Origin of the sequence: Pseudomonas sp. P8_241 (assembly GCF_034008315.1) — a bacterium.
Classification (GTDB): domain Bacteria; phylum Pseudomonadota; class Gammaproteobacteria; order Pseudomonadales; family Pseudomonadaceae; genus Aquipseudomonas.
Map to the genome: position 1 here is coordinate 4,649,217 of NZ_CP125377.1, position 25,376 is coordinate 4,674,592.

Below are 25,376 nucleotides of genomic sequence, written 5' to 3' on the forward strand. Positions count from 1 at the left end.
GGCGCTTTTTGGCATCGTATTGATCACTACCGCCCCCCGCCTTTCAAACAATCGTATACAGGTTGTTGCCGCAGGAGCCTTCGATACACGTACATACCCTTGAGTGGCTGTCAGCGCTCGGGTAATGTCATCAGACCATAGGACAGAGCACGCCCATGACTTCCAAGCTGGAACAACTCAAGCAAATGACCACCGTGGTTGCCGACACCGGCGACTTCGAAGCGATCGCTCGCGTCAAACCGGTGGATGCCACCACCAACCCTTCCCTGCTGCTCAAGGCCGCGGCCATTCCTGCGTATGCCGAGTTGCTGAACGCCAGCGTCAATGACTGCAAGGGCGATATTGGCCTGGCCAGCGACCGATTTGGCGTGGCCGTGGGCCAGGAGATCCTGAAGGTGATCCCCGGCCGTATCTCCACCGAAGTGGATGCGCGCCTGTCGTTCGACACCGACGCCATGCTCAAGCGTGCGCATCGCCTGATCGAGCTGTACGACAAGGCCGGTATCGGCCGTGACCGCGTGTTGATCAAGATCGCCTCCACCTGGGAAGGCATCCGCGCTGCCGAAATTCTCGAAAAGGAAGGCATCCAGACCAACCTGACCCTGCTGTTCTCCTTCGCTCAGGCAGCCGCCTGTGCCGACGCCGGGGTGTTCCTGATTTCGCCGTTCGTGGGCCGCATCTACGACTGGTACAAAAAGGCCAACGGCAACGACTACACCGGTGCCGATGATCCGGGTGTGCAGTCGGTGACGCGCATCTACAACTACTACAAGGCCAATGACTACAAAACCGTGGTCATGGGTGCCAGCTTCCGCAATCTGGGCCAGATCGAGCAGCTGGCCGGTTGTGACCGACTGACCATCAGCCCGGACCTGATCGACAAGCTGGCAGCTGACACTGGCAAGCTGGAGCGCAAACTGGCACCGGGCAATGCCGGTGAGGCGCGCTTGATCCTCAGCGAATCGCAGTTCCGCTGGTTGTCCAACGAGGACGCGATGGCCACCGAGAAACTGGCTGAAGGCATTCGCCAGTTCGCTCGCGATCAGGAAAAGCTCGAGGCGTTGCTGCAAGCCAAGCTGTGATCTGATTCAGCGAAATGCAAAAAGGGCGAACCTTGGTGGGTTCGCCCTTTTTTGTGGCTGTTTGACCAGGTTGGCTGCGCGGTTTTTGCAGTGGCTCAACGGGCGCCATCGCTGGCAAGCCAGCTCCTACAGGGTAATCGATGTGTTCAATTGTAGGAGCCGGCTTGCTGGCGATGGCGCCTGGACAAGCACCATCGGCTCAGGAAATCAGTGGCGTTCCAGCGCATTCACCAGGTCATGAAACGCTTCACGATTGGAGTCATTCAGGCCCATGAGGATCTTGTGCGCTTCGAGCACCTTGATCCGCACCACTTCTTCGGACTGATCCTGGTCTGGCAGGTCGTCCAGGCATTCCGGGCATGGCACAGGCTGGTCAACGATGTTGAACACCTGCTCGAAACCCATGGACTGCAGAAGACGGGTGATGTCTTCGTGGGTGGTGACGACGGTCGGCAACAGGCCAACCTTCTGCCGCGACAGGATCGACAATTTGGCCAGCAGGCCAAGGGTGGTGCTGTCGATGCTGCGGGTTTCGGTCAGGTCGATCACGATGGCGTTGAAATTCAACGCGGTGAAGATCCGATCAATAGTCGCATCCAACGCCGAACACAGGGTCAGGCGAACTTCACCGACGAATTTCAGGACGAAGGTGCCGTCCTGCTCGGCGAACTGGATTCTACCGGTACTCATCAAAGATTCCTGCTCAACACCAACAGGGCGATATCATCCGGCATCTCCCCTAGCGTGGCCAATCCAAAAACCTGCCGCAGCCCATCCAGGGTGCCGCCCGCAGCCTTGACCCGTTGGGGTAACGCCGCTTCTTTCTCTTTGAGTGTGGGTTCTGGCAAAAGGTCCAGAATGCCATCAGACATCAGCGTCAGGCTGAACGTCGGCGGCAGTTCCAGTACGTGATCTTCGTAGGTAGCCTCATTGAAGAGGCCCACCGGCAGACCACGCCCTTCCAGATAACGAACACTGTCGGGTGTGTACAACACAGGCAACGGCAGATGTCCGCCGATGCTATAGGTCAACAAACCTGTCTCCTCGTCGATGACTCCACCGACCATTGTGACGTGTTTACCCAGCTTACAACTGATCAGCCCCCGGTTGATATGACCAAGGACTTCTGAAGGCTTGAATTCCGGCAATGTGCCGCTGCGCTTGGATTCGAACAGCAAGCGCGTCGTCATGAATTTCAGCAGCACGGTGACGAAGGCTGAAGAGGCGCCATGACCGGAAACGTCTGCCAGGTAGAACGCTACCCGACGCTCGTCGACCCGGAAATAGTCGACAAAATCACCCGACAGGTACAGCGACGGGATGATCTGGTGGGCAAACTTGAACTCGTCGATGGCCCAGGGGCTGACCGGCAGCATGTTCATCTGCACCTGGCGACCGGCGTTCTGGTCTTCCTGAAGCAGGTTCAGGCTGGCGGCGAGCTCGCGGTTGGCCTTTTCCAGCTTCTCGCGGTAGCGCTGGTTCTCCACCAGCAGGCGCGCACGATCCAGGGCGCGACGCACAGAGTGCTCAAGCACCGCCAGATCTTCGAGAGGCTTGATCAGGTAATCCGCCGCACCCAGGCGCAGCGCCTCGACCGCGTCGTTCATCACACCGGCACCCGAAACCACGATCACCGGCGTTTGCGAGGACCGCTCGGTAACCTGGCGGATGAGTTCGAGTCCGCCCATCTGCGGCATGCGCAGATCGCAGATGACCAAGTCGGGCTTGTCTTGCTCGAATACCTGAAGACCCTGCTGGCCATTGCTGGCCTGCAAGACGCTGAAACCACTGTCTTCCAAATAGGCGGCGAGGCTCGCGCGCACTACTTCGTCATCATCGATTATCAGCAGCGTGGCACTGGTTTTTGGCATGTGGGCAAACGGCGCCAGAATTAGGTTGGCGTAGCTGGCGGGGAATGCATCCCGGCTCACACTACTGGATTCGCTTTCTAGCCTCTCTGTCGCACTGCTTTCGAGCATTCGCCCTACACACACGTACACCAAAGGTGCCCTTCTAAGGCGCAGACGGTACTCCCATCCGCGAGGCGTTTCAAGCTCACGCCGATGGTCGCTTGACGACTACACTCTCCAAATCACCGGGAGTTATAAGAACCGTCAAAACCGTAACCCAATGGAAGGATCAAGCCCATGAGTCAAACTCGTCGAGACTACAGCGAAAAGCGCGATTTCATCCGCATGCGGGTCGATGCCGAGGTGTCGCTGATTCATCAAGGCGATGAGGTGCCAGCCGTCTGCATCGACCTTTCCAGCCGCGGCATGCAGGTCCAGGCGCCGCGCTCGTTCAAGGTCGGCGATCGGCTTGATGTACGGATCGACTCCGATCATGCGGCGTTGAAAGGTCTTGAGGCCGAGACCGAGGTGGTTTGGGTCAGAGAACAGGACGACGGCAGGCAGAAACTCGGCCTGACAATCCTTGCGATGCATTAACTTCGCTCCAAAAAAAAAAGCGGCTCGAAAGCCGCTTTTTTTTGTTTTATCGGTCAGGATTTAAAAATCGTCTTCTACCTGGCCATCTTTCACCTTGAATTCGCGGTTTTGCAGATAAGCGTTGCGAATAAACGTGTACTTGTCACCGCTGATCAGCTTCTCGCTCGACAACAGGCTGGCGCGGGTGTCGACGATGTTCAGACCGAACACCGAATTACGCACCGGCACATCGTTGATGTAGCGATACGGTCCGGTGTAACCATCGACATACTTCGAGGGCGCGTCACGCAAGGTGCTTGGACCCAGCAGCGGCAGCATCACGTACGGGCCACTGCCTACACCCCAGTAACCGAGCGTCTGGCCGAAGTCTTCGTCATTGCGATGAAGGCCCATTTGCGTGCCGACGTCGAAGAAGCCCAGCAGGCCGAAGGTCGTGTTGAAGATCAGGCGCGCGGTATCGACACCCGCGGCGGCCGGCTTGACCTGCAAGATGTTGTTGGCCAGATTGGTGACATCACCGACGTTGCGAAACATGTTGTGAATGCCGTCTTCGAGAAATTGCGGCGTCACAAACTGATAGCCCTGAGCCAAAGGTTTCAGGGCATAGCTGTCAACGAAATCGTTGAACTGGAAGATCGGGCGGTTCACGCTTTCCCAAGGGTCGTCTTCCGAGGCTGCCTGGGCAACGAACGGAACCAGCAACAGGCTGGCACACACACAAATCTGGGCTAGATGATTGCTCCAGCGCATAGAAAAACTCCTTGGACTGTACCGACTCGAGCGCGTGGCCCGAGCAACAAGCTGGCAAGTATAAGGCGTAAACACCGCTTTAGACACATTGCACGAATCCCCGTTGAATGGATTCAACCTGAATGTGAGCAATTCACATCAATGTCACTCAACTGTCACTGTCGCCCTTTAGCCTTCAGGATATTTCAGGGACGTCCACATGCCGCGCGCCGAAACACTGCCCCAAACCGCTCTGAACCTGACCGCAGTGTTGTTCGGCCTCAGTGGCTGCCTGGTGGACTTCGGCGCACGCACACGTGGGCATGGCAGCCCTGCTTTGGCCGAACATGCCGAGACAACGCCCGGCGCACTGGACAGCCTGAAGAGTTTGCAGCGCCAGCAAATTCGCTGCGCCTGGCTCGATGAACTTCCTCTCGCCCTCAGCCATTCCCTGGCCATGGATCTGCCAGAATGGATCAAACCATCGCAACATCTGGCAACAAACAAACCCTGGCCTGCGCCTGACGCGTGCTGGGAGGCGTTAATGAATCTAGGCGTCGAGCGACTGGACGGCTGTGTACTGGTCAGCGGCGAACCCCGATTACTGCAATCGGCTCTGAATGCCGGACTGTGGACCATCGGCCTGGCGTCGTGCGGCTCGCTGTGCGGGCTGGCGCCTGAGGCGTGGCAAGCGTTGAGCCCACCGGAGCGCGACATCAAGCGCGGCAAGGCGACGATGCAGCTGTTTGGCTTGGGCGTGCATTCGGTAATCGACCACTTGGGAGAGCTCGACACCTGCCTGGCAGACATCAGCCTGCGCCGACTCAAAGGCGAAAAGCCCTGATCGAGATCATGCAGGTTAGGCAGGAGTGGATTAATCTAAAGGTCAGCCACAGACCTTTGGCGAACCGCTGCGGTCTATGCCAGTGCCAATCGAGAGAAGGAAGAACGCCATGCCTGCCCGCGAACTGCAAGAACAGCTCAATGCCCTGCGCGAGCAATTGGAACAGAATCCGCCTCTGTCCGAATCCGAGCGCGACAACCTGCACGAACTGATGCAACAGATCGAACTTGAACTTGAGCTCGAAACCAAAACCAAGGACACAAACCTCGCCGACAACGTCAACCTTGCCGTCGAACGCTTCGAACTCGAACACCCGACCCTTGCCGGGACACTGCGCAACATCGGGCAAGCCTTGGTCAGCATGGGGATCTGAGCCCGCCAGACGCAAAAAAGATCGCAGCCTTCGGCAGCACCTACACCTTGAATCGTAGGAGCTGCCGAAGGCTGCGATCTTTTGTTTTTACTGACGGACCAGACGATGGTTCGGCAGTTGCACCTCTTCAGTGCTGCGATACGGATTGATATCCAGCCCGCCACGACGCACATAGCGCGCATACACCGTCAACTTCTCCGGTTTCAACAACCGCTGAAGGTCCAGGAAAATCCGCTCCACACACTGCTCATGGAAGTCCGAGTGCTGGCGGAAGCTGACGATGTACTCCAGCAAACTCGCATGATCCAGCGCCGAACCACGGTACTCCACGGCCACGCTGCCCCAGTCCGGCTGGCTGGTGACCGGGCAGTTGGACTTGAGCAAATGGCTGTGCACGCTCTCTTCGACAATGCGCGAATCGTCGCAACGCAACAGCTCCGGACGCGGGTGCTCGTAATTGCTGACGCTGATGTCCAGATCATCGATGCACACGCCGGGCAACGCCACGACGCCTTCGGCTTCGACATCCTTCAAGCGGCGAATGCGCACGCCCACCGGCTTGCCGGCAGCGGCCGACAGGTCGTTGACCAGCGTCGCTTCAAGGCTTGCCGTGTCGGCGAACGGCGTCTGGTTCAGGGAGTTGAGGTACAACTTGAACGACTTCGATTCGATGATGTTCGGCGAATCCGCCGCAATGCTGAACTCGCCGATCGCGACCACGGGCTTACCCGACGGCAACAGCCACGACAGCTCGAAGCAGTTCCAGAAATCCACGCCCTTGTACGGCAGGGTTTCAGCCGTCAGGCCCAGCTCCGCCCACTTCGCGGTGCGCGGAATCGGGAACAGCAGGGACGGCGTGTAGGTGGCGATGTATTCGCTGGATTTGCCCAGCGGCGAGTGTTCGGCTGCGGGATGCATGGCGGAAACCTGACTGAAGAATCAGCGGATTCTATCAGCCTTTGCGCCCGCCTTTGAGTGCTTACTGACTGACAGTCAATTTGCCAACCATGCCGGCCTGGTAATGACCGGGAATATTGCAGGCAAATTCCAGATTGGTAGCCTGGCTGAAGGTCCAGGTCAGTTCGGCAGTTTTGCCCGGTTCCACCAACGCGCTGTTCGGGTCGTCGTGCTTCATGCCGTGCCCCATCGAACCATGATCCATGCCGGCCATGTTGCCGTGGTCCATTTCCTTCACGCCTGCAGGCGTGAGCATGCCACTTTGCTGCATCTGCAACATGTCCTGCTGATGCCGGGCATGCATCGCTGCGTCACCCAGATTGAACTCGTGCAGCAATTGACCTTTATTCACCAGCACGAAGCGTACGGTTTCGCCGGCCTTGATATCGATGGTCTTGGGGGTGAAGGACATGTCGCCCATGATCACTTCGACGCTGCGGGTTGCTTTGGCTGCGGGTGCCGGCCGGCCAAAGTCGAAAGTGTGCGCCGGGCCTGCCCATGCCGTCGAACTCAGTGCCAGTAAACAGGCGATAGGTACCAGTGATTGGCGTAAAAACATGGTCATGCTCCAACAAGATAAGGCTCAGCGTGCGAAAAACTCTAAACTGCTGACACTGCCCGTAACCTGACAGCCAGATTACAACTTTGTCAGGTTGGCCTGTATGAGCGCTGCCCACGGTATAAAGCGTTCGTTCCACTTTCCCTGAGTCGCCCATGAAACTGCTGATCGTCGAAGACCAACCGAAAACCGGCCATTACCTGCGCCAAGGCCTGGCCGAGGCCGGGTTCAATACGGAACTGGTGGCCGACGGCAACACCGGCCAGCAATTGGCACTCAGCGGTGAATATGCCCTGTTGATTCTCGACGTCATGCTGCCTGGCCGCGATGGCTGGCAGATTTTACAGGCGGTGCGCAGCGCCGGCCTGGATACCCCGGTACTTTTTCTGACCGCCCGCGACGCCGTAGAAGACAGGGTTCATGGTCTCGAACTGGGCGCCGATGACTATCTGGTCAAACCGTTCGCGTTTTCCGAGCTATTGGCCCGGGTTCGCAGCCTGTTGCGTCGGGGCTGCACGACGCCACCGGATACCAGCTTGCAACTGGCCGATCTGCGCCTGGACCTGATTCGCCGCCGGGTTGAACGCAGCGGACAACGTATCGACCTGACCGCCAAGGAGTTCGCCCTGCTGGAAATGTTCCTGCGCCGCCAAGGTGAAGTCCTGCCGAAATCGCTGATCGCCTCCCAGGTCTGGGACATGAATTTCGACAGCGACACCAATGTCATCGAAGTCGCGATACGCCGCCTGCGCCTGAAGATCGATGATGAGTTCCCCAACAAACTGATCCATACCGTGCGCGGCATGGGCTACGTCCTCGAAGAGCGCACCACCTGATGCGCCGACTGTCCTTGAGCAGCCGTCTGGCGCTGCTGTTTGCGGCGTGCACCGCCGTGGTGTCGTTGTTTGCCGGCGTGCTGTTCAGCCGCGCCAGCGAGGCGCACTTTGTCGAGCTGGATCAGCAATTGCTCAATGGCAAGGTGATTGATTTGCGCCGTACACTGCGGGACTTTCAATCGAATGACCGTGAAATCAAGCTGGCCGATGAGTTGATCCGGCAGGCCGACCTGTCGCTGCGCCTTACCGGCAGCGATGGCCAACGCTGGTTTGACAGCTCACCGAACCTGCCAGACAAGCTCTCTCAACCGTCCGGTCTTTCGACTATCAAATACGACGGCACCGATTACCGTGTGCTCAATGCGCCCTTGTTTCCCGACAAGCCGGATTCGCCGCAACTGACCCTGTTGCTGGACATCACCCATCACCAGCATTTCCTGCAACGCATGCAGCATCTGATCTGGTTGACGGTGGGTTTATCCGCACTCGCTACCGCCCTATTGGGTGCCTGGGCAGCCCGCAGCGGCTTGCGTCCGTTACGGCGCATGAGTGCAGTCGCCAAGGGCGTGTCTGCGCAATCGCTCGATGCACGCCTGCCGGAGGAAAACATGCCGCCGGAACTCGCGGAAATGGCCCAGCACTTCAACGCCATGCTTGGACGTCTCGACGACTCATTTCAGCGGATGTCGGCGTTTTCCGCCGACATCGCCCATGAACTGCGCACGCCCCTGTCGAACCTGCTGACCCACACCCAGGTCACCCTCACCCGCCCACGCGCCCTTGAGGATTACCGCGAAGCGTTACACAGCAACCTCGAAGAACTGCAATGGATGGCGCAACTGGTCAACGACATGCTGTACCTGGCGAAGTCTGATCACGGATTGTTGATGCCCAAGCGTGAAACGCTGGATCTGGCACAGGAAACGGACCTGCTCCTGGAGTTTTTTGCGCCGCTGGCTGAAGACGCACAGGTGAGACTGAGCCGTGAGGGTGATGCACAGATCGAGGGTGATCGCAGCATGTTGCGGCGGGCGCTTTCGAACTTGCTGGACAATGCGCTGCGGTTTACGCCGGTCAATGGCGAGGTTTGGGTGCGAATCGTCGATCATCCAAAAAGATTGCGCCTGAGCGTTGAAAATACCGGCCAACCGATTTCCGATGATCTATTGCCGCGCCTGTTTGACCGTTTTTACCGGGCTGACCCGGCGCGCCGTGAAGGCAGCAGTGAACATGCGGGATTGGGGCTGGCGATTACGCAGTCCATCATCCGCGCCCATGATGGGCAGATTCGTTGTGAATCGAATCGGGGCTGGACGCGGTTTGTGATTGAGTTACCCAAGAGCGATTGACGCCAACCGTTCCGGCCTCATCGCTAGCAGGCTAGCGATTGCGGTCGACAGGCTTACGAGTATCTGAGCGCGTGAGCCGGCTCGATCTTCGCCGCACGCCAAGCCGGGTAAACAGTCGCCAAAAAGCTCAGAATGAAGCCCGCCGAGCAGATCAACGCCACATCCGCCCCCTGCAACTCAGACGGCAGGTTGCTGACGAAATACACATCGGAACTGAAGATGTGCTGCCCGCTGACCCGTTCGATCCAGCCCACAATCTGACTGACGTTAAGCGCGGCAATCACGCCCAACACACCGCCAATCAAAGTGCCGACGATGCCAATCACCGTGCCCTGCACCATGAAGATCGCCATGATCTGCCGCGGTGTGGCGCCGATGGTGCGCAGGATCGCAATGTCCGCGCCCTTGTCGTTTACCACCATGATCAAGGTCGCAATGATGTTGAACGCCGCTACAGCGACGATCATCAGCAACAGCAGGCCGATCATGGTCTTCTCCATCTTCATTGCGCTAAACAGGCTGCCCTGGGTGTGGGTCCAGTCATCCGCCTTGTAGGCTGCACCCAAACCTGTGGCGATATCGCTGGATACTTGCGGCGCGGCGTACAGATCCTTCACCGCCAAACGCACGCTCTGCACCTGATTCGGTTCCCAGTGCTGCATCTGTGCGGCGTCGGCAACGTGGATCAACGCCATCGAACCGTCAAGCTCGGCGCCAACCTTGAACACACCGACCACATTAAGCCGCTGCATGCGCGGAGTAATCCCGCCCGGTGCGGTGCTGATTTCCGGAACGATCAGGGTAATTTTGTCGCCGACATTCAAACGAAAGCGGCGCGCCGTGATTTCGCCGATAACCACGCCGAACTCGCCAGGCTTGAGGGCGTCAAGACGCCCCTGAACGATGTGCTTGGCCACAATCGATACCTGCCCCTCCAGCGCCGGATCGACACCGCTGACCTGAATCGGCTGCATCGTGCCCTTGTAGGACAGCATGCCTTCCATCTCGGTGAACGGCACCGCCGCCGTCACTTCCGGGTTTTTCATCGCGGCCGCCGCCACGGGCTTCCAGTCATCAATCGGGTTGACGCCGACTATGGTAGCGTGCGGCACCATACCGAGAATGCGCGAGCTCATTTCGCGCTGGAAGCCGTTCATCACCGACAACACCACGATCATCGCCAGCACGCCCAGGGCGAGGCCGATCATCGAGGTCATCGAGATGAAGGAAACAAAGCGATTGCGGCGCTTGGCGCGGGTATAGCGCGTGCCGATAAAGATCGATAACGGTCTGAACATTCGCTGGGGCACCGTATAAAAATAAAAGACCCGAGGCGCTTTTCAGCCCCGTCGGGTTTCAGCCAATCAGATGGTCGTGAGGCAACCTTCCTGCAATTGCAGGACGCGGTCCATCTGGCGAGCCAGGTTCATGTCGTGGGTCACCACCAGGAACGCCGTGCGCATCGAGGTGCTGAGTTCCAGCATCAAGTCCTGAATGCCTTGGGCGGTGTGGGAGTCGAGGTTGCCGGTGGGCTCGTCGAGCATCACCAGGCCTGGATTGTTCACCAGTGCGCGAGCGATCGCTACGCGCTGACGTTCGCCGCCCGACAATTCGGCCGGTTTGTGTTCCAGACGATGGCCCAACCCTACCCGCTCCAGCAACGCCGTGGCACGCTTGCGCGCCTCGGGAATCGCAGTCTTGCCGATCAGCAGCGGCATGCAGACATTTTCCAGCGCGGTGAACTCGGGCAGCAAGTGGTGGAACTGATAAACGAAGCCGAGTGCCCGATTACGCAGCAGACCGCGCTTCTTTTCGCTCAGGGCCGACAGTTCTTCACCGTCGAGCCAGACGCTGCCCTTGGTTGGCGTGTCGAGTCCGCCGAGCAAATTGAGCAGGGTACTTTTGCCCGAACCGGATTTGCCGACAATCGCTACACGCTCGCCAGGGTGCAACTCCAGCTGCAAACCGGCCAGAACCTCTACCGACTCAGGACCTTCCTCGTAGGATTTGCCCAGGTTGCGGCAGCTCAAGATTGCTTTATCAGTCATGCCCGACTCACTCATAACGTAGCGCCTCCGCAGGCTGGGTGCGCGCAGCACGCCAGGCTGGATACAGGGTGGCGAGGAAACTCAGGACCAACGCCGCAGAACAGACCATGACAACGTCCTGGCTTTGCACTTGCGACGGCAGGTAATCAATGAAGTACACGTCGGCGTTGAGGAACTTGTGCCCGATCAAGCCTTCGAGGGCCGAGATCGCGGCACTGACGTTCAACGCGGCGAAGATTCCGACCACGGCGCCGATCGCCGTGCCGACCACACCGATGACCGTGCCTTGCACCATGAACGTGCGCATGATCGTGCCCGGCGTGGCGCCCAGTGTGCGCAGAATCGCGATGTCGCCCTTCTTGTCGTTCACCACCATCACCAGGGTGGAGATGATGTTGAACGCAGCGACCGCGACAATCAGCAGCAGCAACAGGCCGATCATCGCTTTTTCCATGCGGATCGCCTGATACAGGTTGCCGTGGGTACGGGTCCAGTCGCGGGCGTAGTAACGGTCTTCGCCGAGGTCGCGGGCGATGCTCCACGCAGTACGCGGTGCCTGAAACAAGTCATCGAACTTCAGGCGCAGACCCTGGACCTGATCAGGCTTCCAGCGATGCAGACGCGCCAGATCCTGCAGATTGGTGATACCCAGGTAGCCATCCAGTTCACCCGCGCCGACGTGGAAGATGCCGACCACGGTGAAGCGCTTCATGCGCGGGAACATCCCGGCCGGGGTCACAGTGACTTCCGGTGCCACGAAGGTCAGCTTGTCACCGACCGCCGCACCGAGTTTCGCCGCCGCCTTGTCGCCGATGACGATGCCGAATTCGCCGGGCACCAGATCGTCGAGTTTGCCCTGCTGCATGAAGTTATCAATGATCGACACCTGGCGCTCGAGCGCAGGGTCGATGGCATTGAGCAGGACTTTGGAGACTTTGCCGTTGTTGGTCAGCAAACCCTGCATTTGCGTAAACGGCGCCACGGCCGTCACCTGCGGGTTCTGCTTGACCTTCGTCGCCAGCCTTTGCCAATCGCTGATGGCTTCGCCGGATTCGATGGTCGCATGGGGCACCATGCCCAGCACGCGGGTGCGCATCTCATGATCGAAGCCGTTCATGACCGACAGCACGACAATCATCACGACCACGCCAAGGGCGAGCCCGATCATCGAAGTCAGGGAAATGAATGACACAAAATGATTGCGACGCTTTGCACGGGTGTAACGCGTGCCGATAAATACGAAGAGAGGTCTGAACATGTCGGGGCTTGTTCGGAGGGAAAAGGAACGTCCTTGTGGCGGGGGTCGACAACCAGCTTTACACTCAGACCACCGCCGCTACCATGGGTTCGCCATGTCGACATTAGATGAAGAAGATCGCCGCGAATACTACCGTATCGAGGACATGATCGCACTGGAAATTCGGCCCCTGTCCGCTACCGAAGCCACAGGCCAGGAAGTGTTGCAGGATGCTTCTCCGCTCTTCAATCTGCTCAGCGAATTGCACCTGAGCGAATTCGAGTCCCAGCACCTGTTGCGTCAGATCAGCGAACGCGACCGGAACCTCGCGGCGCTCCTCAAATCCCAGAACAAACGCATCGATCTGTTGAGCCAGGTGATCGCCATCACCGCACTCGGACAGATTGGCGAGCCGCAGCCGGTGATCATCTCCGAAGGTGGCGTCGATTTTCAGCATCCAACACCCATTGCTGCAGAATCACGTCTGTCGGTCAAGCTGGTGTTGATGCCGCAAGCCTTGGGCCTGCTGCTGCGCGCACGGGTCACCCATTGCGACCGCAGGGGCGATGGTTATGACGTCGGCACCGAGTTCGAACACCTGACCGACGCCCAACGACAACTCCTCGCCCGCCACATCTTTCAGAAGCAGGCACAGGAACGACGTCTGGCCCGCGAACAACTCGACTCAGGCATTTAACTTAAGGAAGAACCGTGACCCTCATCTACGGCCATCGCGGCGCCAAGGGCGAAGCACCGGAAAACACCCTGACCAGCTTTCAGCAATGTCTGAAGCACGGCGTACGCCGTTGCGAGCTGGACCTGCATTTGTCCCTGGACGGCGAGCTGATGGTCATCCATGACCCGACGCTCAAGCGCACCACCGAGCGTCGCGGCAAGGTCGTCGAACACTCGGCGGCGGACCTGGTGACTTACGATGCGCGCAAGGGGGGTCCGGGCTGGATCAAGCCATGCCCGATTCCAACCCTGGAACAGTTGTTCGAGCAATGCGATTTCGAGCACTGGCAACTGGAAGTCAAAAGCGCTTCGCGCACCCGCGCCGCGACGACGGTCCTGGCGATTCGTGAAATGGCGCAACGTCATGGGTTACTCGACAAGGTGACGATCACGTCGAGCTCGCGCGAAGTGCTGAAAGCCGCGCTGGACCTGGTGCCGGACGTATCCCGCGGGCTGGTGGCCGAGTATGCCTGGCTCGACCCGCTGAAAGTCGCGCAAAGCTATGGCTGTGAGATTCTGGCGCTGAACTGGACCCTGTGCACGCCGGAACGCCTGCAAAAGGCGCAGCGTCAGGGGCTGCATGTGTCAGTGTGGACAGTCAACGAGCCTGCGCTGATGCGCAGACTCGCCGACTTCGGCGTTGACAGCCTGATTACAGACTTTCCCGGTTTGGCCACCGCCACGCTCGAGAATTGCTGAAATCGGTCTCCCCGGCCGGCTCAGGCCACCGGCCGGAGCCCGTCAAAAAAGCCGGTTGAGGCCGTCGTATGCCGCTACCCGATAGGCTTCTGCCATGGTCGGGTAGTTGAACGTGGTGTTGACGAAATACTTCAACGTGTTCAGTTCGCCCGGCTGGTTCATGATCGCCTGACCGATGTGCACGATCTCCGACGCCTGATAACCAAAGCAGTGAACGCCAAGCACTTCCAGGGTTTCACGGTGGAACAGGATCTTCAGCATGCCTTGCGGCTCGCCGGCGATCTGCGCACGTGCCATGCTCTTGAAGAACGCCTTGCCCACTTCGTACGGCACTTTGGCCTGAGTCAGCTCCTGCTCGTTCTTGCCGATCGAGCTGATCTCCGGAATGGTGTAGATGCCGGTCGGCACGTCATTCACGAAGCGCCAGCTGCCGTTGTCGACGATACTGCCAGCGGCCGAACGACCTTGGTCGTGAGCAGCACTGGCCAGGCTTGGCCAACCGATTACGTCGCCAGCGCCATAAATATTCTGGATGCCGGTGCGGTAGTTTTCATCGACTTCGATCTGGCCACGGCCATTGACCTTCACGCCAATGTTTTCCAGGCCCAGTTGATCGGTGTTACCGGTACGGCCGTTGCACCAGAGCAAGGCGTCGGCCTTGATCTTCTTGCCGGACTTGAGGTGCAGGATCACGCCGTTGTCCACGCCTTCGACGCGGTCGTAGTCTTCGTTGTGTCGAACCGTGATGTTGTTGTTGCTGAAGTGGTAGCTCAACGCCTGGGAAATTTCCGAGTCGAGGAAGCTCAGCAACTGACCGCGGTTATCCACCAGCTCAACCAGCACGCCCAGACCGCTGAAGATCGAAGCGTATTCGCATCCGATCACGCCGGCGCCGTAAACGATGAGTTTGCGCGGGGTGTGGCCGAGGCTGAGGATGGTATCGCTATCGTAGATACGCGGGTGGTGGAAATCGATGTCCGCCGGGCGATAGGGACGCGAACCTGTAGCAATGATGATGTGCTTGGCCACCAGTTTTTCGACCACGCCGTTGGCGCAGACCACTTCGATGGTTTGCTCGTCGGCAAAGCTGCCGGTGCCGAAGAACACGTCGACGCGATTACGGGCGTAGTAACCGGTGCGCGAGGCGACTTGTTTGGAGATGACTTTCTCGGCGCTTTTCAATACGTCCGGGAACGAAAACCAACGCGGCTCACCAATGGCCCGGAACATCGGGTTGGTGTTGAACTGCATGATCTGCCGCACCGAGTGACGCAGTGCCTTGGATGGGATGGTGCCCAAGTGAGTGCAGTTGCCGCCGACCTGGCGACGGCTATCGACCATCGCCACCTTGCGCCCTGCCTTGGCGGCATTCATTGCCGCACCTTCCCCCGCCGGGCCGGAACCCAACACCACCACGTCGTAGTTGTAGACAGCCATGCGTACTCCTCAGAACAGGCCGCGGCACCCTCGGCACCTGCGGCTAAATCACGCCGATCTGTGGCGTGAAGGAACAATTTGGGGCCAGTGCAGAACCCGGACACAGTCTATAGAAGCGTCAACGCCGCGCACATTAACCCTTGGTCGCGTCGTAGGCTACTTTTGCCTGCACTACAACGCCAGTTTTCAATGCTCAAATTGCCGAAATCACTCGGTTTTTTCGCCACTGAGGCGTTCGAAAGCGTGACTGCTGCGTGTGACGAAACCTGTATCGGCACGAATCACAAAAAATGCGCCGATATCGTGTTTTTCGGCGTAGTCCAAACCGCGCTCAGGACCGAGAATCAGCAACAGCGTCGACAGGCCATCGGCCATCAAGGCTGAAGGATGAATCACCGTCACTGACGCCAAACTGTGTGAGACCGGTGCACCGGCGCGGGCATCGAAGGTGTGGGAAAAGCGCTGGCCGTCCTGCTCGAAATAATTGCGGTAGTCGCCGGAGGTGGAAACACCGTATCCATCGACAGCGATGATGCGCTCAGCCACCTGTCGGTCATCCCGAGGTTCTTCCAGGGCAATGCGCCATGGCGAGCCATCGGGCTTGTTGCCAGCGGCCTTGAGTTCGCCGGTGACTTCGACGAGGTAGTCGTGGATGCCTCGCCCCTCAAGCCTTGCAGCAATCGTGTCAACGGCGTACCCGGCAGCGATACTGTTGAAATCAACCTCGACGGCGGCGTCCTTGCACAGTTGATCACCCTGAATGCGCAGGTGGGTGTAGCCGACACGCTGGCGCACCTCGGCAAGCGCTTCGGCCGTCGGCACTTTTTCCTCACGCGCCTGCGGACCGAAGCCCCACAGATTGAGCAGCGGCTCGACAGTCAAATCGAAAGAGCCTTCGCTTTGCGCAGACAACTGTTCGCCAACGCGCACCAATTCGAGGATCGGCGCAGGCATGGTCTGACAACGATTGGCAGGTAACGCGTTGAAGCGCTCAACGTCCGAATCACTGCGGTAGGTCGACATTTGCTGATCGACGTCAGCGAGGATTTTTTCGACTTGCCCCCGAACCTGGTCTGGAGCGGGAAGATCGGCACGGAGAACATACTTGATCGAATAACTGCTGCCCATGGTCGGGCCGCTGAAGCTTTCCATGGAGTCGCCGGAGCCACACCCGGACAGGGCAACAAATAGCACCAGAAAAGGACACTTGCACCCACTCGACAAATCCGTCTCCAATGGCGTTCTACCCTGACACAACGTCAAGGCCAACTATTATGCGATAGAACTGCAGGAGCGAGCATGCGCGCGATGGACGCAAGGGCACCGAGTCTATCCAGGCGCCCCGCGTAATCGTTCGCTTCCTTCGCGAGCATGCTCGCTCCTACAGAGGATCAGGCTGTAATCACGAATCACCGCCATAACCAACAATCCGCACAAACAAAAACGCCCCGACCAAGGTCGGGGCGTTTTCATGTGCAGCTAAGGCTTAGCGCGGGAAAGCTGGCGGGTTTACACCGGCCATGTCTTCCATCACGCGAACCACCTGGCAGCTGTAACCGAACTCGTTGTCGTACCAGACGTACAGAACAACGCGGTTATCCTGGGTAATGGTCGCTTCCGCGTCCACAACGCCTGCGTGGCGCGAGCCAACGAAGTCGGTGGAAACCACTTCCTGGGAGCTCACGTAATCGATCTGCTTATGCAGATCCGAGTGCATGGCCATCTGGCGCAGGTACTCGTTGATCTCTTCGCGAGTGGTGGCCTTTTCCAGGTTCAGGTTCAGGATAGCCATCGACACGTTTGGCGTAGGAACGCGGATCGCGTTGCCGGTCAGCTTGCCCTTGAGCACTGGCAGCGCCTTGGCGGCTGCGGTGGCGGCACCGGTCTCGGTGATCACCATGTTCAACGGCGCGGCGCGGCCACGACGGCTGCCCTTGTGGAAGTTGTCGATCAGGTTCTGGTCGTTGGTGAACGAGTGAACGGTTTCAACGTGGCCGTTGACGATGCCAAACTTGTCGTTGACTGCCTTGAGCACCGGCACGATGGCGTTGGTGGTGCAGGAAGCCGCCGAGATGATCTTGTCGTCAGGGGTGATTTCGCCGTGGTTGATACCATGCACGATGTTCTTCAGCGCGCCCTTGCCAGGTGCGGTGAGGATCACGCGGGCAGCGCCCGGGCAGGCCAGGTGCTGGCCCAGGCCATCGGCGTCACGCCATACACCGGTGTTGTCGACGATCAGAGCGTTTTCGATGCCGTACTGGGTATAGTCGACTTCGGCCGGGCTCTTGGCGTAGATCACCTGGATCAGGTTGCCGTTGGCGGTGATGGTGTTGTTGGCTTCATCAATGGTGATGGTGCCATCGAACGGACCATGGACCGAGTCGCGACGCAGAAGGCTGGCACGCTTGACCAGATCGTTCTCGGCGCCCTTGCGGACCACGATGGCGCGCAGACGCAGGCCGTCGCCACCACCGGTTTTCTCGATCAGGATGCGCGCCAGCAGACGGCCGATACGACCGAAGCCGTACAGGACAACGTCGGTGCCTTTGCGGGCGGAAGCGTTCTGCTGACCAACCACGTCAGCCAGTTCTTCACGGACGAACTGCTCGGCAGTACGGCCATTGCCTTCGGCCTTGAACTTGGCCGCCAGCTTGCCCAGATCCACCGAAGCGGCGCCGAGCTTGAGTTCGCTCATCGCCTTGATCAGCGGGAATGTTTCGTGGACGGACAGCTCGCTTTCGTCGGACTGACGGTGACGAGCAAAGCGGTGAGCTTTGAGAATCGCAATGACTGAACGATTGATCAGGCTGCGGCCATAGATCGAGCTCACCACGTTGTTATTGCGGTAGAGCTGACCGATAAGCGGAATCATCGCTTCTGCGAGTGCTTCACGGTCGATCCATTCACCAAGACACTGGTCGGGCTTCTGAGTCACGGGAACCTTCCACATGTAGGGGCAGAAAAAAGGGGCTACATTATGCCGCCCTGTGACGCGTGTAGCAATGCGCGCCTGTCGTGCAACCGGTAACAAATTCGCCTTCAAAAAAATCACGCCCCGCTGGAGCCCAATAAAACCGGGGCTCGCAGCGCCGTCATTTTTTTGGAGACAACGCCACCTTATCCGTAACCCTCCGTAACACCTGCTCGTTTTACCACTACATATCCGTTGTTTATCAGTAAAAAACCGGCGTTTTTTGTCTTTACCACTACATTTCGCCAAACCTGCGTAATAGACACAGTCTGCAACTGACAGGCGGCACCCTTGACCGCTACAATTACCGACTTTGTCGCAACGCTTGGAGCTCAACCTTCCGTGCCCGTTCTGCGTCTACCGCTTCTCCCTGCCGCGGCAGGTAAACAGCACTGGGGCAACCTGCCCGGTGCCGCCCTCAGCCTGGCCATTGCCGAGGCTGCGAGCGCTGCCAAGCGCTTTACCTTGCTGCTGACCGCCGATAGCCAAAGTGCTGAACGGCTGGAACAGGAGCTGAGTTTCTTCGCTCCGGATTTGCCTGTGCTGCATTTCCCCGACTGGGAAACCCTGCCCTACGACCTGTTTTCGCCGCACCAGGACATCATTTCCCAGCGCATTGCCAGCTTGTACCGGCTGCCGGAGCTGGAGCATGGCGTGCTGGTCGTGCCGATCACTACGGCCCTGCATCGTCTGGCGCCAACCAAGTTCCTGCTCGGCAGCAGCCTGGTGCTCGACGTCGGGCAGAAGCTCGACGTCGAACAAATGCGCACCCGCCTGGAAGCGACCGGCTACCGCTACGTCGACACCGTGTACGAGCATGGCGAATTTACCGTACGCGGTTCGCTGATCGATCTGTTCCCGATGGGCAGTAAACTGCCCTATCGCATCGACCTGTTCGACGACGAAATCGAAACCCTGCGCACCTTCGACCCGGAAAATCAGCGCTCCATCGACAAGGTCGATTCGGTCAAGCTGCTGCCGGCCCGGGAATTTCCGCTGCAAAAGGATGCGGTCACCCGCTTCAAGGCGCGGTTCCGTGAGCGCTTCGACGTCGACTTCCGCCGCTGCCCGATTTTCCAGGACTTGAGCAGCGGGATTACCCCGGCCGGTATCGAGTACTACCTGCCGCTATTCTTCGACGAAACCTCGACCCTGTTCGATTACCTGCCCCAGGACACCCAAGTGTTCTCGCTGCCAGGCATCGAGCAGGCCGCGGAAAACTTCTGGAACGATGTACGCAATCGCTACGAAGAGCGCCGCGTCGATCCATCCCGTCCTTTATTGCCACCCGCCGAGTTGTTCCTGCCGGTGGAAGACTGCTTCGCGCGCCTGAAGAACTGGCCGCGCGTGGTCGCCAGTCAACAGGATGTCGAAAGCGGCGCCGGTCGCGAACGCTTCCCCGCTCAAGAGTTGCCCAACCTTGCGATCGAAGCCAAGGCTACCCAGCCGTTGGCGGCACTGGCGAACTTCCTCGATGAGTTCCCCGGACGCGTGCTGTTTACCGCCGAGTCCGCGGGCCGTCGCGAAGTGCTGCTCGAACTGCTGGAGCGCCTGAAGCTGCGACCGAAAACCGTCGACAGCTGGCCGGACTTCGTCGCGGGCAAGGATCGCCTGGCGATCACCATCGCCCCACTGGATGAAGGCTTGCTGCTGGACGAACCGGCCCTGGCACTGGTTGCCGAAAGCCCGCTGTTCGGTCAACGCGTGATGCAACGCCGTCGCCGCGAAAAACGCGCCGACGCCAACAACGACGCGGTCATCAAGAACCTCACCGAATTGCGCGAAGGCGCGCCGGTGGTACACATCGATCATGGCGTCGGCCGATACCTGGGCCTGGCGACCCTGGAAATCGACAGCCAGACCGCGGAATTCCTCGCCCTGGAATACGCCGAAGGCGCCAAGCTCTACGTGCCGGTGGCCAACCTGCATTTGATCGCCCGATACACCGGCAGTGACGACGCCCTGGCCCCGCTACACCGCCTCGGCTCCGAGACCTGGCAGAAAGCCAAGCGCAAGGCTGCCGAACAGGTGCGCGACGTGGCGGCAGAACTGCTCGACATCTATGCCCGTCGTGCCGCCCGTGAAGGCTACGCCTTCGCCGACCCGAAAGCCGACTACGCCACCTTCAGCGCCGGCTTCCCGTTCGAAGAAACGCCCGATCAGCAAACCACCATCGACGCCGTGCGCGAAGACATGCTTGCGCCAAAACCGATGGATCGTCTGGTGTGCGGCGACGTAGGTTTCGGCAAGACCGAAGTGGCCATGCGCGCCGCATTTATCGCTGTGCATGGCGGTCGTCAGGTCGCGATCCTGGTGCCAACCACCCTGCTCGCCCAGCAGCATTACAACAGCTTCCGCGACCGCTTCGCCGACTGGCCGGTGACCGTGGAAGTGATGAGCCGCTTCAAGTCGACCAAGGAAGTCAACGCAGCGGTCGCTGACCTTGCAGAAGGCAAGATCGACATCGTCATCGGTACGCACAAGCTGTTGCAGGACGACGTAAAGATCAAAAACCTCGGCCTGGTGATCATCGACGAAGAACACCGCTTCGGCGTGCGCCAGAAAGAACAGTTGAAGGCGCTGCGCAGCGAAGTCGACATCCTGACCCTGACCGCCACGCCGATTCCGCGCACGCTGAACATGGCGGTCTCAGGCATGCGCGATCTCTCGATCATCGCCACGCCGCCGGCCCGTCGCCTGTCGGTGCGCACCTTCGTCATGGAGCAGAACAAAAGCACGGTCAAAGAGGCCCTGCTGCGCGAGCTGCTGCGTGGCGGCCAGGTCTACTACCTGCACAACGATGTGAAAACCATCGAGAAATGTGCCGCCGACCTCGCCGAACTGGTGCCCGAAGCGCGGATCGGCATCGGCCACGGGCAGATGCGCGAACGCGAACTCGAACAGGTGATGAGCGACTTCTACCACAAGCGCTTCAACGTGCTGATTGCCTCGACCATCATCGAGACCGGCATCGACGTGCCGAGCGCCAACACCATCATCATCGAGCGTGCCGACAAGTTCGGCCTGGCGCAGCTGCACCAGTTGCGCGGCCGCGTCGGACGCAGTCACCACCAGGCGTATGCCTACTTGCTGACACCGCCGCGCCAGCAAATCACCACTGACGCGGAAAAGCGCCTGGAAGCGATTGCCAACACCCAGGACCTCGGTGCGGGCTTCGTGCTTGCTACCAACGACCTCGAAATCCGTGGCGCTGGCGAATTGCTCGGGGACGGTCAGAGCGGGCAGATCCAGGCGGTCGGTTTTACCCTGTACATGGAAATGCTCGAGCGCGCCGTGAAGTCGATCCGCAAGGGCGAGCAGCCGAACCTCGATCAACCGCTGGGCGGTGGTCCGGAAGTCAACCTGCGTGTACCTGCGCTCATTCCCGAAGACTATCTGCCGGACGTTCACACCCGCCTGATTCTTTACAAGCGCATCGCCTCGGCTACCGACGAGGAAGGCCTCAAGGACTTGCAGGTGGAGATGATCGACCGTTTCGGCCTGCTGCCGGAGCCGACCAAGAACCTGATGCGCATCACTGCCCTGAAATTGCAGGCCGAGATACTGGGTATCAAGAAAGTCGATGGCGGGCCGCAAGGTGGGCGCATCGAGTTCGCGGCGCAGACACCGGTCGACCCGCTGACCCTGATCAAGCTGATCCAGAGCCAGCCAAAACGTTACAAATTCGAAGGAGCCACGATGTTCAAGTTCATGGTTCCGATGGAGCGTCCGGAAGAGCGCTTTAATACTGTAGAGGCGCTGCTCGAGCGCCTCATCCCGAAAACTGCTTGAAGGACGCCGCATGCGCCTGTTTCGCTCACTGACCTTGTTGATCGCGTTGGTCGCGCCATCGGTATTTGCCGATGATCTGTATCAAGTTGAAATGATTCTGGTGCGTCAGAACGCCGTACCGGCGATTGTCGTCCGCGCCGCGCCGGAAGACTGGGCGGCGGGTGCCCAGCCCGTCAGCCAGGACAGCTTACGTACGCCGAGCCTGAATCCTGAAGTGGAAAAGCTCACTGCCAGCAACGAATACAGCGTCCTGTTGCACAAGGCATGGCAGCAGACGTTCGGTGAGACCGCGGTCAAGGTGGCGATCAGCGACGGCAAGGAGCAATTCGGCCAATATCCGATTGAAGGCACCCTGAACCTGACGCTTGGACGCTTCACCGATGTAGACGCCGATTTTTGGGTCAACCAGTTCGACAGCGAAGGTCTGGTCACCGCCAGCGAACGCCTGAAACAGGAAAGCCACACCAAGAATGGCCAGCTCAACTTCCTCGACAACGGCCACCTGGGCCTGCTGATCAAGATTACTTCCTTGACGGCGCCCGCACCCCGGGAAGCCCCTGAAGTCGTCCCTGACTGATTGAAACCCAATGTCCGCGACCCTGAGCAAACCCCTGGGACCTTCCTGGGTCAGCCGATTCAAGGAACAGAGCCTGGAGCGTGGCCGCCGCTACGCACTGGAAAACCGAGTCAGGATCGTCGAGGCGGGCGACGCTACGATCATCGCGGCATGCGAGGGCTCTGGTGGTAACGTTTACCGGCAGACCATTCGCCTGCGCGAGTCGGCCAAAGGCACCTTGCTGATGGTCGATGCGACATGCTCCTGCCCGGTCCACAACAACTGCAAACATTGTGCAGCGGTGCTGCTGCAAGTGCAGGAAACCCTCGACTATCCGGCGGCGGCGAAAGATGCCGAACTTCTGGAAAAACTCCAGGCCGTACTGGAAAACAGAAACCCGAAAGCGCCGCCGCAAGTACTGGTAGACAACGTGCAACCGGTGCCGCGCCTGTGGCTGGCAAGCATCGAGTTCAGCGCCTTCGAGCCGCGCAACGGGCGAATGCAGCGCTATATCCAGCATCGTGCGGCGCTGTCATTCAGTTATCTGGACGAATACGTTAGCGGCCAGAAAAATACCGACATCCTGATTCGCCAGGAGACTCAGACACTGCGGATAAAACGTCATCCGGAAGTGGAGCAGTCCTACCGCGAACAGCTGCGAATCCTCGGGTTCAAGATCGCCACCCGGCAAAGCAAGGCCCTGCCGGAAAGTGCTGGCGAACTGTTCGAGATGGTCAACGACAGCGCCTGGCTGACCTTCACCCTCAACGAACTGCCTAAGCTGCGCACTCAGGGCTGGGAATTGCAGATCGACGAAGACTTCGGTTTTGACCTGACCGCCGTGGACGACTGGTACGCCACGGTTGAGCAGGCACCGGAGCGCGACTGGTTCGATCTGGAACTCGGAATCATCGTCAACGGCGAACGACTGAGCCTGTTGCCGATCCTGCTCAATCTGATGCGTTCGCACACCGAAATCCTCAACCCGGAACGCCTGGCCCGGCGTCGTGACGACGAGTTGATCCTGGTGAACATCCCCCATCGACCGAACTCCGAGCACGGCCCACTGCAGGTCGCTCTGCCCTTCGGCCGATTGAAACCGGTGCTGGCGACCCTCGGCGAGTTCTACCTGCAGGAACCCGGCGAAACCACGCTGCGCCTAAGCAAGGCCGATGCCACACGACTGAACCCGCTGGAAGGCTTGCCGCTTCTTTGGGAGGGTGGCGAACAGATACGCACCTTTGCCCAACGCCTGCGCGACATCAAGGATTACACCGCTGCCGCGCCGGAAGGCTTGAACGCAACATTGCGCCCCTACCAGCTCGAAGGCCTGAGCTGGATGCAGTCGTTGCGACAACTGGAAGTGGGCGGGATACTCGCGGATGACATGGGCCTAGGCAAAACCCTACAGACGCTGGCACACATTCTCACCGAGAAAATTGCCGGTCGCCTTGATCGACCCTGCATGGTGGTCATGCCCACCAGCCTGATTCCCAATTGGCTCGACGAAGCGGCACATTTCACGCCGCAGCTCAAAGTGCTGGCGCTGTACGGTGCCGGCCGCAAGAAACACTTCGAAAAAATGGCCGATTACGACCTGATTCTGACGACCTACGCGTTACTGCCCAAGGATGTCGAACGCCTCGCGGCGCAGCCTTTTCACATACTGGTGCTGGATGAAGCGCAGTACATCAAGAATCCGACCAGCAAGGCGGCCCAGGCGGCTCGCGAACTGAATGCACGCCAACGCCTGTGCCTGAGCGGCACGCCACTGGAGAACCATCTCGGTGAACTCTGGTCGCTGTTTCATTTCCTGCTGCCCGGCTGGCTCGGCGATGTAAAAAGCTTCAACCGCGATTACCGCGTGCCGATTGAAAAGCGCACCAGCGAAGTACGACTTCAGCACCTCAACGGCCGGATAAAACCCTTCCTCCTGCGCCGAACCAAGGAACAGGTGGCCACCGAACTGCCGCCAAAAACCGAAATCATCCACTGGGTCGAACTCAACGAAGCCCAGCGTGACGTTTACGAAACCATGCGCCTGGCCATGGACAAGAAAGTCCGCGACGAGATCACACGCAAGGGTGTGGCGCGTAGTCAGATCATCATTCTTGAAGCGCTGCTGAAACTGCGGCAGGTGTGCTGCGATTTGCGCCTGATCAACGACGCCACCCTGCCAGCGCGCGGCAGCACGTCAGGCAAGCTCGACAGCCTGATGGAGATGCTCGAAGAATTATTTGAAGAAGGCCGGCGGATTCTACTGTTCTCGCAATTCACTTCAATGCTGTCGCTGATCGAGGACGAGCTGAAAAAACGCGGCGTCGCTTATGCGTTATTGACCGGGCAGACCCGCGACCGGCGAACGCCAGTGAAGGAATTCCAGAGCGGCAAGCGTCAGATTTTCCTGATCAGCCTGAAGGCCGGAGGCGTTGGCCTGAACCTGACCGAAGCAGACACCGTGATTCACTACGATCCGTGGTGGAACCCGGCGACGGAAAACCAGGCAACCGACCGCGCGTATCGCATCGGACAGGAGAAGCCGGTATTCGTCTACAAGCTGATTGCCCGAGGAACGGTGGAGGAGAAAATTCAGCATCTGCAGAAGGAAAAATCCGACCTGGCGGCAGGCGTATTGGATGGACGCCAGGCTGGGGACTGGAAACTGCAGAGCGATGATATCGAGGCGTTGTTTGCACCATTGCCGGATAAGCTTGAAAAGCGCTGA

Annotated in this window: 22 protein-coding genes; 11 read left to right on the forward strand and 11 right to left on the reverse strand. The window is 59.2% G+C overall.

Going from position 1 to position 25,376, the window contains the following annotated elements:
• Positions 1 to 155 precede the first annotated feature (155 nt).
• Entirely contained in the window at positions 156 to 1,082 is a 927-nt protein-coding gene (gene tal, locus QMK58_RS20890) for a transaldolase (protein ID WP_053161567.1), read from the forward strand.
• Positions 1,083 to 1,289: 207 nt separating this feature from the next.
• On the opposite strand, the gene rssC is transcribed toward tal, so the two are convergent.
• A complete protein-coding gene (gene rssC / locus QMK58_RS20895) occupies positions 1,290 to 1,772 on the reverse strand; it encodes an anti-sigma factor antagonist RssC (RefSeq protein WP_020798473.1) in 483 nt (160 codons plus the stop codon).
• Complete coding sequence (gene rssB / locus QMK58_RS20900) at positions 1,772 to 2,953, reverse strand: two-component system response regulator RssB (protein WP_053161568.1); 1,182 nt, start codon at positions 2,951 to 2,953, stop codon at positions 1,772 to 1,774. The genes rssC and rssB overlap by 1 nt, the downstream gene beginning before the upstream one ends.
• Positions 2,954 to 3,229: 276 nt before the next feature.
• On the opposite strand from rssB, the gene QMK58_RS20905 reads away from it, so the two are divergent.
• A complete protein-coding gene (locus tag QMK58_RS20905) occupies positions 3,230 to 3,529 on the forward strand; it encodes a PilZ domain-containing protein (RefSeq protein WP_053161569.1) in 300 nt (99 codons plus the stop codon).
• A gap of 60 nt (positions 3,530 to 3,589) precedes the next feature.
• On the opposite strand, the gene QMK58_RS20910 is transcribed toward QMK58_RS20905, so the two are convergent.
• Positions 3,590 to 4,279: a VacJ family lipoprotein gene (locus tag QMK58_RS20910; RefSeq protein WP_053161570.1), complete on the reverse strand. Its 690-nt coding sequence runs from the start codon at positions 4,277 to 4,279 to the stop codon at positions 3,590 to 3,592.
• A gap of 199 nt (positions 4,280 to 4,478) precedes the next feature.
• On the opposite strand from QMK58_RS20910, the gene QMK58_RS20915 reads away from it, so the two are divergent.
• Both QMK58_RS20915 and QMK58_RS20920 read left to right on the forward strand, forming a co-directional pair.
• A complete protein-coding gene (locus QMK58_RS20915; protein WP_053161571.1) occupies positions 4,479 to 5,102 on the forward strand; it encodes a hypothetical protein in 624 nt (207 codons plus the stop codon).
• A 109-nt stretch (positions 5,103 to 5,211) separates the two neighbouring features.
• Positions 5,212 to 5,475: a DUF4404 family protein gene (locus QMK58_RS20920; RefSeq protein WP_053161572.1), complete on the forward strand. Its 264-nt coding sequence runs from the start codon at positions 5,212 to 5,214 to the stop codon at positions 5,473 to 5,475.
• An 87-nt stretch (positions 5,476 to 5,562) separates the two neighbouring features.
• Here QMK58_RS20920 and queF read toward each other — a convergent pair whose 3' ends face one another.
• Together queF and QMK58_RS20930 are read right to left on the reverse strand one after the other, a co-directional pair.
• Complete coding sequence (queF, locus tag QMK58_RS20925) at positions 5,563 to 6,393, reverse strand: NADPH-dependent 7-cyano-7-deazaguanine reductase QueF (protein WP_320395360.1); 831 nt, start codon at positions 6,391 to 6,393, stop codon at positions 5,563 to 5,565.
• Between the two features lie 61 nt (positions 6,394 to 6,454).
• Positions 6,455 to 6,991 carry a cupredoxin family protein gene (locus QMK58_RS20930; protein ID WP_320395361.1) on the reverse strand — a complete coding sequence of 179 codons (537 nt, stop codon included), beginning with the start codon at positions 6,989 to 6,991 and terminating at the stop codon, positions 6,455 to 6,457.
• 155 nt (positions 6,992 to 7,146) lie between these two features.
• On the opposite strand from QMK58_RS20930, the gene QMK58_RS20935 reads away from it, so the two are divergent.
• Together QMK58_RS20935 and QMK58_RS20940 are read left to right on the forward strand one after the other, a co-directional pair.
• Positions 7,147 to 7,827 (forward strand): heavy metal response regulator transcription factor, encoded by a 681-nt coding sequence (locus tag QMK58_RS20935; RefSeq protein WP_320395362.1) that lies wholly within the window; start codon positions 7,147 to 7,149, stop codon positions 7,825 to 7,827.
• Positions 7,827 to 9,176, forward strand: coding sequence for a heavy metal sensor histidine kinase (locus QMK58_RS20940; RefSeq protein WP_053161576.1), 1,350 nt, complete (start codon positions 7,827 to 7,829; stop codon positions 9,174 to 9,176). The genes QMK58_RS20935 and QMK58_RS20940 overlap by 1 nt, the downstream gene beginning before the upstream one ends.
• Before the next feature lie 53 nt (positions 9,177 to 9,229).
• Here the strand turns inward: QMK58_RS20940 and QMK58_RS20945 are convergent, their stop codons facing one another.
• From QMK58_RS20945 to QMK58_RS20955, 3 genes are all read right to left on the reverse strand, one after another.
• Positions 9,230 to 10,474, reverse strand: coding sequence for a lipoprotein-releasing ABC transporter permease subunit (locus QMK58_RS20945; RefSeq protein WP_053161577.1), 1,245 nt, complete (start codon positions 10,472 to 10,474; stop codon positions 9,230 to 9,232).
• A 66-nt stretch (positions 10,475 to 10,540) separates the two neighbouring features.
• Entirely contained in the window at positions 10,541 to 11,224 is a 684-nt protein-coding gene (gene lolD, locus QMK58_RS20950; protein ID WP_172681847.1) for a lipoprotein-releasing ABC transporter ATP-binding protein LolD, read from the reverse strand.
• A 7-nt stretch (positions 11,225 to 11,231) separates the two neighbouring features.
• On the reverse strand, positions 11,232 to 12,482 hold the full coding sequence (locus QMK58_RS20955) for a lipoprotein-releasing ABC transporter permease subunit (RefSeq protein ID WP_320395363.1): 1,251 nt from the start codon (positions 12,480 to 12,482) through the stop codon (positions 11,232 to 11,234).
• Positions 12,483 to 12,576: 94 nt separating this feature from the next.
• Here QMK58_RS20955 and QMK58_RS20960 point away from each other — a divergent pair, with 94 nt between their 5' ends.
• Together QMK58_RS20960 and QMK58_RS20965 are read left to right on the forward strand one after the other, a co-directional pair.
• On the forward strand, positions 12,577 to 13,158 hold the full coding sequence (locus tag QMK58_RS20960; RefSeq protein WP_320395364.1) for a PilZ domain-containing protein: 582 nt from the start codon (positions 12,577 to 12,579) through the stop codon (positions 13,156 to 13,158).
• Positions 13,159 to 13,172: 14 nt separating this feature from the next.
• A complete protein-coding gene (locus tag QMK58_RS20965; RefSeq protein WP_053161581.1) occupies positions 13,173 to 13,895 on the forward strand; it encodes a glycerophosphodiester phosphodiesterase in 723 nt (240 codons plus the stop codon).
• 42 nt (positions 13,896 to 13,937) lie between these two features.
• On the opposite strand, the gene sthA is transcribed toward QMK58_RS20965, so the two are convergent.
• From sthA to QMK58_RS20980, 3 genes are all read right to left on the reverse strand, one after another.
• On the reverse strand, positions 13,938 to 15,332 hold the full coding sequence (gene sthA, locus QMK58_RS20970) for a Si-specific NAD(P)(+) transhydrogenase (RefSeq protein WP_053161582.1): 1,395 nt from the start codon (positions 15,330 to 15,332) through the stop codon (positions 13,938 to 13,940).
• A gap of 207 nt (positions 15,333 to 15,539) precedes the next feature.
• Complete coding sequence (locus tag QMK58_RS20975) at positions 15,540 to 16,484, reverse strand: FAD:protein FMN transferase (protein ID WP_082344536.1); 945 nt, start codon at positions 16,482 to 16,484, stop codon at positions 15,540 to 15,542.
• A gap of 334 nt (positions 16,485 to 16,818) precedes the next feature.
• On the reverse strand, positions 16,819 to 18,282 hold the full coding sequence (locus QMK58_RS20980) for a glyceraldehyde-3-phosphate dehydrogenase (RefSeq protein WP_053161584.1): 1,464 nt from the start codon (positions 18,280 to 18,282) through the stop codon (positions 16,819 to 16,821).
• Between the two features lie 363 nt (positions 18,283 to 18,645).
• Here QMK58_RS20980 and mfd point away from each other — a divergent pair, with 363 nt between their 5' ends.
• Genes mfd through QMK58_RS20995 form a run of 3 tightly spaced genes read left to right on the forward strand, consistent with a single transcriptional unit; the run spans position 18,646 to position 25,376 of the window.
• Entirely contained in the window at positions 18,646 to 22,095 is a 3,450-nt protein-coding gene (mfd, locus tag QMK58_RS20985; protein WP_053161585.1) for a transcription-repair coupling factor, read from the forward strand.
• 10 nt (positions 22,096 to 22,105) lie between these two features.
• Entirely contained in the window at positions 22,106 to 22,672 is a 567-nt protein-coding gene (locus tag QMK58_RS20990) for a CsiV family protein (RefSeq protein WP_320395365.1), read from the forward strand.
• A 10-nt stretch (positions 22,673 to 22,682) separates the two neighbouring features.
• Complete coding sequence (locus QMK58_RS20995; protein WP_320395366.1) at positions 22,683 to 25,376, forward strand: DEAD/DEAH box helicase; 2,694 nt, start codon at positions 22,683 to 22,685, stop codon at positions 25,374 to 25,376.

Excerpts from the sequence above, each read along its gene's own strand:
- tal (WP_053161567.1), top strand. The coding sequence starts at position 156 with ATGACTTCCAAGCTGGAACAACTCAAGCAAATGACCACCGTGGTTGCC.
- rssC (WP_020798473.1), bottom strand. The coding sequence starts at position 1,772 with ATGAGTACCGGTAGAATCCAGTTCGCCGAGCAGGACGGCACCTTCGTC.
- rssB (WP_053161568.1), bottom strand. The coding sequence starts at position 2,953 with ATGCCAAAAACCAGTGCCACGCTGCTGATAATCGATGATGACGAAGTA.
- QMK58_RS20905 (WP_053161569.1), top strand. The coding sequence starts at position 3,230 with ATGAGTCAAACTCGTCGAGACTACAGCGAAAAGCGCGATTTCATCCGC.
- QMK58_RS20910 (WP_053161570.1), bottom strand. The coding sequence starts at position 4,279 with ATGCGCTGGAGCAATCATCTAGCCCAGATTTGTGTGTGTGCCAGCCTG.
- QMK58_RS20915 (WP_053161571.1), top strand. The coding sequence starts at position 4,479 with ATGCCGCGCGCCGAAACACTGCCCCAAACCGCTCTGAACCTGACCGCA.
- QMK58_RS20920 (WP_053161572.1), top strand. The coding sequence starts at position 5,212 with ATGCCTGCCCGCGAACTGCAAGAACAGCTCAATGCCCTGCGCGAGCAA.
- queF (WP_320395360.1), bottom strand. The coding sequence starts at position 6,393 with ATGCATCCCGCAGCCGAACACTCGCCGCTGGGCAAATCCAGCGAATAC.
- QMK58_RS20930 (WP_320395361.1), bottom strand. The coding sequence starts at position 6,991 with ATGTTTTTACGCCAATCACTGGTACCTATCGCCTGTTTACTGGCACTG.
- QMK58_RS20935 (WP_320395362.1), top strand. The coding sequence starts at position 7,147 with ATGAAACTGCTGATCGTCGAAGACCAACCGAAAACCGGCCATTACCTG.
- QMK58_RS20940 (WP_053161576.1), top strand. The coding sequence starts at position 7,827 with ATGCGCCGACTGTCCTTGAGCAGCCGTCTGGCGCTGCTGTTTGCGGCG.
- QMK58_RS20945 (WP_053161577.1), bottom strand. The coding sequence starts at position 10,474 with ATGTTCAGACCGTTATCGATCTTTATCGGCACGCGCTATACCCGCGCC.
- lolD (WP_172681847.1), bottom strand. The coding sequence starts at position 11,224 with ATGACTGATAAAGCAATCTTGAGCTGCCGCAACCTGGGCAAATCCTAC.
- QMK58_RS20955 (WP_320395363.1), bottom strand. The coding sequence starts at position 12,482 with ATGTTCAGACCTCTCTTCGTATTTATCGGCACGCGTTACACCCGTGCA.
- QMK58_RS20960 (WP_320395364.1), top strand. The coding sequence starts at position 12,577 with ATGTCGACATTAGATGAAGAAGATCGCCGCGAATACTACCGTATCGAG.
- sthA (WP_053161582.1), bottom strand. The coding sequence starts at position 15,332 with ATGGCTGTCTACAACTACGACGTGGTGGTGTTGGGTTCCGGCCCGGCG.
- QMK58_RS20975 (WP_082344536.1), bottom strand. The coding sequence starts at position 16,484 with ATGGAAAGCTTCAGCGGCCCGACCATGGGCAGCAGTTATTCGATCAAG.
- QMK58_RS20980 (WP_053161584.1), bottom strand. The coding sequence starts at position 18,282 with ATGTGGAAGGTTCCCGTGACTCAGAAGCCCGACCAGTGTCTTGGTGAA.
- QMK58_RS20990 (WP_320395365.1), top strand. The coding sequence starts at position 22,106 with ATGCGCCTGTTTCGCTCACTGACCTTGTTGATCGCGTTGGTCGCGCCA.
- QMK58_RS20995 (WP_320395366.1), top strand. The coding sequence starts at position 22,683 with ATGTCCGCGACCCTGAGCAAACCCCTGGGACCTTCCTGGGTCAGCCGA.